Below are 8012 nucleotides of genomic sequence, written 5' to 3' on the forward strand. Positions count from 1 at the left end.
AGCAATGAGAGAAAAAATTTTGACATTCATTGAGAAAAACAGCCGCGTGGATTTGGCGGATCTGGCAGTGATGCTGGGAGTAGAGGAGGCGGCGGTCGCCAATGAGATCGCGGATATGGAAAAGGAAGGTATTATCTGTGGTTATCATACCCTGATTAACTGGGATAAGACCAGCGAGGAGAAGCTGACAGCCCTGGTAGAGGTCAAGGTTACCCCCCAGCGCGGTTTCGGTTTTGATAAGGTGGCGGAGCGCATCTACAATTACGCGGAGGTGGACAGCGTCTACCTGATCTCCGGCGGCTTTGATTTTATGGTGATGATCGAGGGCAAGACCATGCGTGACGTGGCGCAGTTCGTATCCGACAAGCTGTCGCCGCTGGATTCCGTTCTCAGCACTGCCACACATTTCATATTGAAAAAATACAAAGACCATGGTTCAATTATGGCACATGAGAAAAAAGACGAAAGGATGCTGGTGACACCGTGAGAAACCCATTATCAGACAAAGCAGTTTCAATTCCCTGGTCCGGCATCCGTAAATTCTTTGATGTGGTAAATGAGATGCCAGACGCCATTTCCCTGGGCGTGGGCGAGCCGGATTTCGATACCCCCTGGCATATCCGCGACGAGGGTATCTATAGCCTGGAAAAAGGCCGGACCTTTTATACCTCCAACGCAGGCTTAAAGGAGCTGCGTGAGGAAATCGTGCGCTATCTGGAGCGCAGCATTCATGTAAGCTACGACCCGCTCCGGGAGGTGCTGATTACCGTAGGCGGCAGCGAAGGCATTGATATGGCCTTCCGTGCCATGCTGAATCCGGGCGACGAGGTGCTGATTCCCCAGCCCAGCTACGTATCCTATGAGCCCTGCTGTGTGCTGGCCGACGGTGTGCCGGTGATCATCGAGCTGAAGGAGGAGAATGAATTCCGCCTGACTGCCCGGGAGCTGCGGGACGCCATCACAGACAAGACCAAGATTCTGGTACTGCCGTTCCCGAACAATCCCACCGGCGCGATTATGACCCAGAAGGATCTGGAGGAAATCGCCGAGGTCATTATCGAGAAAGACATTTACGTGCTGTCTGATGAGATTTATTCCGAGCTCAGCTACGCGGGCGACCATGTATCCATCACCAGTATTCCGGGCATGCGGGAGCGCACCGTGCTCATCAACGGCTTTTCCAAGGCCTATGCCATGACCGGCTGGCGTCTGGGCTATGCCTGCGGACCGGCGGAGATTCTCAGCCAGATGACGAAGCTCCATCAGTACGCGATTATGTGCGCACCCACCAACAGCCAGTACGCAGCAGTAGAGGCTCTGAAAAACGGCGATGAAGACGTGGCGATGATGCGGGAGTCCTACGACCAGAGACGCCGTTTCCTGGTACATACCCTGCGGGAAATGGGACTATCCTGTTTCGAGCCCTACGGCGCGTTCTATATCTTCCCGAGCATCCAGGAATTTGGCATGACTTCGGAAGAATTTGCTACCCGGTTCCTGATGGAGGAGAAGGTGGCCGTGGTTCCGGGAACAGCCTTCGGAGCCTGCGGAGAGGGATTTCTTCGAATCTCCTACGCGTACTCTCTGGAAGACCTGAAAGAAGCCACAGGCCGTCTGGCGCGCTTTGTGACGAAGCTGCGGGCGGAAAAGGGAGCGAAATAATGGCGTTCAATATCGTACTTTTAGAGCCGGAGATTCCGGCCAACACAGGCAATATCGGAAGAACCTGTGTGGCGACGGGTACCCGCCTGCATCTGATTGAGCCGCTGGGATTCCGGTTAAGTGAAAAGGATTTGAAGCGGGCCGGTATGGATTACTGGCCGCAGTTGGATGTGACAACTTATGTAAACTACGAAGATTTCCTGAAAAAGAACCCGGGGGCGCGTCCCTATATGGCGACCACCAAGGGGCCGCGGGTCTATACCGAAGCGCAGTTTGAGCCGGACTGCTACATTATGTTCGGTAAGGAGAGTGCCGGTATTCCCGAGGAGATCCTTCTGGAAAATCAGGAACGGGCTATCCGTATTCCCATGCTGGGCGACACCAGATCCCTGAACCTGTCCAACTCCGTGGCCATAGTGCTCTATGAGGCCCTGCGCCAGAATGATTTCCCGGGCATGCGCCTGGAGGGACACCTGACCAGATACGATTGGAAATAAAGAGACTGAAAAGGAATAAAGGCAATGAAAAAGCATTCACTTCGGATGAAAATGGCATATCGGTTGGGAGCAGCCGCCCTTGCGCTTTCGCTTGGGTTTACTTCCTATGCAGTGCCGGATCAGAGCGACGTGGATGATATCCAGAACGAGATCGATAAGACGCAGGACGAGATTGACAAGACCCAGAGTGAGATCGATGCTACGAAGGATAAGAAGGACCGGCTGCAGCAGGCCAAGTCTGAGATGGAGGATTATCTGAAGAAGCTGAACCAGCAGTATTCCAGTCTGGAGAGCCAGATTTCCGAGTTAAATAAGCAGATCGAAAACAAAAAAGCGGAGATTGAGCAGGCGAAAGGAGAGCTGGAGGCGGCGAAGGCCACCGAGGAAAAGCAGTATGCGGATATGAAGGCGCGGATTCAGTACATGTATGAGAATCCTCAGAGCTCCTTCATCGAGATTCTGCTGGAGTCCGGCGATTTTGCCGGCGCCCTGAACCGGGCGGATTACGCGGCGCGGATCAGCGCCTACGACCGGGATATGCTGGAGGCTTACGCGGCCCACAAGGCCGAGATTCAGGAGCAGGAAGAGAAGCTGGAGGCTGAAAAAGAAGCCCTGGACGAAATGCAGGCTTCCGTAGAGAAGAAGCAGAGTGAGGTATCCGCCCTGGCCAGCAGTACATCCGGTAAAATCAGTCAGCATGTCAGTGATATCGCAGCAGCCCAGGCCGATCTGGACGGCAAGAGCAATACGCTGGCAGGCCAGCAGGAAGTGCTGAAGCAGCTGATAGCAGAGAAGAAGAAAATCGAGGCTCAGATCGAGGCGTCAAAAGCAGCCGAGATCATTGGTTCCCTGGGCGATGTAACCGGTGTAAGGACCACGGATTTGGAATATACCCAGTATGGCGCGTACAGCGCAAGTGACGATGAGGTAAAGGCGTTGGCGACGCTGATTTACTGCGAGGCAGGTAACCAGGGGGCGGAAGGCCAGCTGGCTGTGGGCGCTGTCGTTATGAACCGTATCCGGGATCCCCGTTTCAGCCAGGGCGATATCATGAGCGTGATCCGGGCTTCGGGTCAGTTCTCTCCCGTTACTTCAGGCCGTTTTGACCTGATGCTGACCGACGGCGCGGACTCCGTCACCGAATCCTGCTATAATGCTGCCCGCCGCGCTATCGCGGGCGAGTCCAACGTGGGTAACCGGACCTTTTTCCGGACTTATGCCAATTATCCGTCCTTAAGCGGACTTGTAATTGGCGCGCATATTTTTTCCTATACCTGGAATTATTCATCCTGACAAAGAAGTCGAAGCACAGAGATAATGCTCTGTGTGACGACTTTTTTTACGCGATAACGAGTAAAATTCGCGAAGCGTAATTTACTCGTTGTTAAAAATAAAATAATCATACATAACCTATTGACAAAGTAGGTTAAAGGGCGTATGATTGCAACATCAAAACGACGTGAACAGTCAAAAAGGAGGATTATTATGAGAAATTTAAAATGGCTGAAGAAATCAACCGCGTTACTTCTGACTATTGCACTGGCAGGAAGCCTGGCAGCATGCGGAAGCAAGGCAGACGAGACTCCGGCAGCAGAAACCACACAGGAGACTGAGGCTCCGGCAGCAGAGGCGACCACGGAAGACGCAGCAGAGGCAGAAGAGCCGGTGGCGGCAGAGATCGACAAGGATGCATTTGACGCGCTTCTGGCAGACGGCATCGTAGCAGACGACGCTGACATTGCGGCAAGCAAGTGGGCTACGGCAGTAAAGGAAGCTGGCGTGCTCCGCGTAGGCGGAACCAGAACCTCTTTCCTGTTCAGCCAGCTGGATGAGACAGACAACGGCATCCGCGGCTTTGATGCAGGACTGTATCAGCTGCTTGCACGCTACATCCTGGGCGATGAGAGCAAGTATGAGCTGACACAGGTAGATTCCAGTACCCGTGAGTCCGTTCTGACAAGCGATCAGGTAGACGCTGTATTTGCTACCTACTCCATCACAGACGCACGTAAGGAAGTCATTTCTTTCGCCGGACCTTACTACACATCCAAGCAGGCAGTCCTGGTAAAGGCAGGCAATACGGATATCACTGGCGTAGACGACCTGGCTGGCAAGATTGTAGCGACACAGTCCGGTTCCACGGGCCCGGACATCCTGGCTGAGTACGCGCCGGAAGCTACCGTTCAGGAGTTTGCCAACGACCAGGAAGCGCGTACCGCTCTGGAGCAGGGTCGTGTAGACGCATACGTAACTGACTACACACTGCTTCTGAACGCCATCGTAAAGAACCCGGGTGTTTATGAAATCGCAGGCGACACCTTCGGACCGGAGGACAACTACGGTATCGGACTTCCGCTGGATTCCGACGGCGTAGCATTTGTCAACGACTTCCTGAAGAAGATCGAGGACAATGGAACCTGGGCACAGCTGTGGAAGATCAGCCTGGGCGACCGCACCGGCATCGAGACCGTACCGGAAGCTCCGGCGATCGAGTAACTTGAACCGAAGCGTGGTAACTGGTCAGGTACGGAACAGTTACAAATAGAAAGACAGGGAGAAGGACCTTCAGTAGTTCTGAAGGTCTTTTTCCGCAGGAGGAATCCATATGGGTATTCAGGAACTTCTTTCCCAATACGGAGACAAATATATACAGGCATTGTTCGTCACCTGGAAGCTGACGGCAGTGTCCTTTGTGCTTGCATTTCTGATAGGTATTCTCATTACCATCATGCGGGTATGTCCCGTGAAGCCGCTGCGATGGGTCGGAGACTTCTATGTGCAGATCTTCCGGAACATCCCGGGTGCGACTTTGCTTATCATGCTGGTCTACGCGCTGCCCTATCTGAATGTGGTGCTTTCTTATTACACCTGTGTGCTGACGGCCACATCCCTGATCCCGGCGGCGTTCTGCTCCGAGTATCTGATGGCCGGTATGAATACGGTGAGTATCGGACAGATCGAGGCGGCCCGGGCCCTGGGCATGTCCTTTGGCAAGATTCTGAAAAATGTAGTCATTCCCCAGGCCCTTCGTTCCAGCGTGCTTCCCATGACCAATCTTCTGGTGGCTACCATGCTGACGACGGCGCTGGCTTCCCAGGTGCCCATGAACCCCACGGATCTGACCGGTCTGGTATCCCATATCAATACCAGAGCCGTAGGAGGCGTGACGGCTTTCCTGATTTCTGCGGTGCTGTACTGCGCGACGGCCGTGGTGATCGGACAGATCGGCAACCTGATTGACCGGAAAGTGAGGATTTTGCGATGAATAACGGACAGACATCCATACGGGACGCGCTCTACGAGGCGCCGGGTCCCAGGACCCGCAGATGGATTGCCGCGGGAACTGCGGCGGTACTTCTGCTTCTGGCAGCGCTGATTTACGGCGTCGTTCATCAGTTCGCCATCAACGGGCAGCTGGACGCCAGATACTGGTCCTTCTTCGCCCGGTATACCACCTGGCGGTTTATCGGAAATGGACTTGCAGGTACGTTGACCGCCGCCTTGACGGCAGGCGTGATCACATTTTTTGCAGGCCTCCTTCTGATGCTTGGCAGAATCAGCGGCGTCAAACCGCTGGAATGGCTCTGCACCGCACTCATTGAGTTCAGCCGCGGCGTGCCGACCCTTCTGTTTATCTATTTCTTCTTTCTGGTGGTGCCTCAGTTTGGCATTAAGCTTCCACCCCTGTGTAAGATAGCGGTCCCGGTGGCCATCTCCGCGGCGGGCGTGGTGGCGGAGGTTCTGCGCTCCGGCGTCAACGCGGTGCCGAAGGGACAGACGGAAGCGGCGGTGTCCCTGGGTATGCGAAAGAACAGCGTCTTCTTCAAGATTGTATTTCCCCAGGCTCTGCGGTATGTGGTTCCGGCTCTGATTTCCGAAGTGGTTATCGTGCTGAAGGATACCACATTCGCTTATGTGGTAAACTATGCGGACCTGATGCAGAACGCGAAGGTGCTGATCAGCAACTATGACGCGCTGCTTTCGGTCTATCTGGTGGTTGCAATTATCTATATTTTGATCAATTATATATTAAATAGAATCTCTGTGGCCATTGCCAGAAGGAGAAAATAAACTATGGAAGAAAACAGAACTACAGCGAATGAAGTGCCGGTTATCGAACTGCGTCATGTAGATAAGCATTTCGGAGAACTGCATGTATTAAAGGATATCAATTTATCCGTAAAAAAGGGCGAAGTTGTCGTGGTCATCGGACCGTCCGGTTCCGGTAAATCCACCCTGTGCCGGACGATCAACCGACTGGAGACCATTGACTCCGGAGAAATCCTCATCGACGGAACCAAGATGCCTGAGGAGGGTCGGAGGCTGGCCGAGCTCCGTTCCCAGATTGGCATGGTATTCCAATCTTTCAACCTGTTTGCCCACAAGACCATTCTGGACAATGTGACCATCGCGCCCATAGACGTACTGCACAAGCCGAAGAAGGAGGCCCGGGAGGAAGCCATGGAGCTTCTGAAAAGGGTAGGCGTGGATAATCAGGCCGCCAAAGTACCGGCCCAGCTTTCCGGCGGCCAGCAGCAGCGTGTGGCCATCGCCCGCGCCCTGGCCATGCACCCGAAGGCCATTCTCTTCGACGAGCCCACCAGCGCCCTGGATCCGGAGATGATCGGCGAGGTGCTGGATGTCATGACGGAACTTGCGAAGGATGGTATGACCATGGTCATCGTCACCCATGAGATGAATTTCGCCAGACGGGTGGCGGATCGGGTCATCTTCATGGATGGCGGCAGCATCATCGAGGAGGGCGCGCCGGAGGACTTCTTCGAGCATCCGCAGACCAGGCGGGCCCAGGATTTCCTGAATTCGGTGAAAGCCCATTAAGGATCCGGTTACGGACAGAAATACGGAAAAGAGGAACTACACATGTGTGAATTATTTGGCCTGAACAGCGCCGAAAAAGTAAATTGTAACGAGCTTCTGGGAACCTTCTTCAGCCACGGAGAGACCAATCCGGACGGCTGGGGACTGGCTCTTTTTGACGGCAATTCCGCGTCCATCGAGAAGGAACCCATTTCCTCTGCGGAAAGCGTCTATCTGAAGCATCGTCTCAGCGATGAGATCGTCGAGGACGTGGTTCTGGCCCATATCCGCAAGGCCTCCAAGGGTGGGCTGGAGTATAAGAACTGCCATCCCTTCAAGAGACGGGACGCCTCCGGACGGCTGTGGACGCTGATTCACAACGGCACCATTTTTGAGAGCGCCCGGGTGGACGCCTACATCGGGAAGCAGCACGGCGGTACTGACAGCGAGCGGATCCTGTACTACCTGATTGACCAGGTGGACGCGGCCATCGCGAAAAAGGGCGGGGCGCTGACGGATAAAGAGCGCTTTGAGACGGTCAATCAAGTGATTCGCGATATTACGCCGGAGAATAAGGTCAACCTGCTGATTTACGACGGCGACCTGTTCTACGCTCACACGAACTTCTATGAGACCCTGTTCCGCCTGCAGAAAGACGACACCCTGGTGGTAGCCACCAAGCCCCTGACCGACGACCCGGCCTGGGAGAAGGTCCCTATGAGCACGCCGCTGGCTTACCGGAAGGGCAGGCTGGTCTTTGAAGCTGAACCTCATCCCTATGAGTTTATCGATAAGGAACCGCGGGATATCGAGTACACGAAGCCGCTTTAAAAAACGAAAGTAAAATATGAAAAATTGCTTGACAAACATAATTCCATCATGTAGAATATCACTGTTGTGACACATGAAAGTTATGTGAAAGCAATTAGCCCAGATAGCTCAGTTGGTAGAGCAGAGGACTGAAAATCCTCGTGTCACTGGTTCGATTCCGGTTCTGGGCATGTACTGAGCACTTAGCGAGGTATTTTCGAGCTT

The 8012-nt window shown here is 53.9% G+C and carries 9 protein-coding genes and 1 tRNA gene; all 10 read left to right on the plus strand.

From position 1 onward, the window contains the following. Positions 1-4 precede the first annotated feature (4 nt). Entirely contained in the window at positions 5-487 is a 483-nt protein-coding gene (locus tag ACTRC3_RS08610) for an Lrp/AsnC family transcriptional regulator (RefSeq protein WP_158363919.1), read from the plus strand. After that, positions 484-1662: an aminotransferase class I/II-fold pyridoxal phosphate-dependent enzyme gene (locus tag ACTRC3_RS08615; protein WP_440322779.1), complete on the plus strand. Its 1179-nt coding sequence runs from the start codon at positions 484-486 to the stop codon at positions 1660-1662. Before ACTRC3_RS08610 ends, ACTRC3_RS08615 begins: the two co-directional genes overlap by 4 nt. Next, entirely contained in the window at positions 1662-2159 is a 498-nt protein-coding gene (locus ACTRC3_RS08620) for a tRNA (cytidine(34)-2'-O)-methyltransferase (protein ID WP_349165286.1), read from the plus strand. Before ACTRC3_RS08615 ends, ACTRC3_RS08620 begins: the two co-directional genes overlap by 1 nt. A 24-nt stretch (positions 2160-2183) precedes the next feature. Next, the gene (locus ACTRC3_RS08625; protein WP_349165285.1) at positions 2184-3452 is read left to right on the plus strand and encodes a cell wall hydrolase; all 1269 of its coding nucleotides are present in this window, start codon (positions 2184-2186) and stop codon (positions 3450-3452) included. Between the two features lie 192 nt (positions 3453-3644). Beyond that, complete coding sequence (locus ACTRC3_RS08630; RefSeq protein WP_440322780.1) at positions 3645-4655, plus strand: transporter substrate-binding domain-containing protein; 1011 nt, start codon at positions 3645-3647, stop codon at positions 4653-4655. 109 nt (positions 4656-4764) lie between these two features. Next, on the plus strand, positions 4765-5424 hold the full coding sequence (locus ACTRC3_RS08635) for an amino acid ABC transporter permease (RefSeq protein WP_440322781.1): 660 nt from the start codon (positions 4765-4767) through the stop codon (positions 5422-5424). After that, positions 5421-6230 carry an amino acid ABC transporter permease gene (locus ACTRC3_RS08640; RefSeq protein ID WP_440322782.1) on the plus strand — a complete coding sequence of 270 codons (810 nt, stop codon included), beginning with the start codon at positions 5421-5423 and terminating at the stop codon, positions 6228-6230. Before ACTRC3_RS08635 ends, ACTRC3_RS08640 begins: the two co-directional genes overlap by 4 nt. Positions 6231-6233: 3 nt before the next feature. Beyond that, positions 6234-6998, plus strand: coding sequence for an amino acid ABC transporter ATP-binding protein (locus ACTRC3_RS08645; protein WP_440322783.1), 765 nt, complete (start codon positions 6234-6236; stop codon positions 6996-6998). 42 nt (positions 6999-7040) lie between these two features. Beyond that, the gene (locus tag ACTRC3_RS08650; protein ID WP_440322784.1) at positions 7041-7808 is read left to right on the plus strand and encodes a class II glutamine amidotransferase; all 768 of its coding nucleotides are present in this window, start codon (positions 7041-7043) and stop codon (positions 7806-7808) included. A 97-nt stretch (positions 7809-7905) separates the two neighbouring features. Further along, positions 7906-7978: transfer RNA gene (locus ACTRC3_RS08655), tRNA-Phe, on the plus strand. The last annotated feature ends 34 nt before the right edge of the window (positions 7979-8012 follow it).

It is taken from the genome of Laedolimicola sp. (genome assembly GCF_051972735.1).
Classification (GTDB): Bacteria; Bacillota; Clostridia; order Lachnospirales; family Lachnospiraceae; genus Laedolimicola; species Laedolimicola intestinihominis.

Excerpts from the sequence above, each read along its gene's own strand:
- ACTRC3_RS08630 (WP_440322780.1), top strand. The coding sequence starts at position 3,645 with ATGAGAAATTTAAAATGGCTGAAGAAATCAACCGCGTTACTTCTGACT.
- ACTRC3_RS08610 (WP_158363919.1), top strand. The coding sequence starts at position 5 with ATGAGAGAAAAAATTTTGACATTCATTGAGAAAAACAGCCGCGTGGAT.
- ACTRC3_RS08620 (WP_349165286.1), top strand. The coding sequence starts at position 1,662 with ATGGCGTTCAATATCGTACTTTTAGAGCCGGAGATTCCGGCCAACACA.
- ACTRC3_RS08645 (WP_440322783.1), top strand. The coding sequence starts at position 6,234 with ATGGAAGAAAACAGAACTACAGCGAATGAAGTGCCGGTTATCGAACTG.
- ACTRC3_RS08640 (WP_440322782.1), top strand. The coding sequence starts at position 5,421 with ATGAATAACGGACAGACATCCATACGGGACGCGCTCTACGAGGCGCCG.
- ACTRC3_RS08650 (WP_440322784.1), top strand. The coding sequence starts at position 7,041 with ATGTGTGAATTATTTGGCCTGAACAGCGCCGAAAAAGTAAATTGTAAC.
- ACTRC3_RS08635 (WP_440322781.1), top strand. The coding sequence starts at position 4,765 with ATGGGTATTCAGGAACTTCTTTCCCAATACGGAGACAAATATATACAG.
- ACTRC3_RS08625 (WP_349165285.1), top strand. The coding sequence starts at position 2,184 with ATGAAAAAGCATTCACTTCGGATGAAAATGGCATATCGGTTGGGAGCA.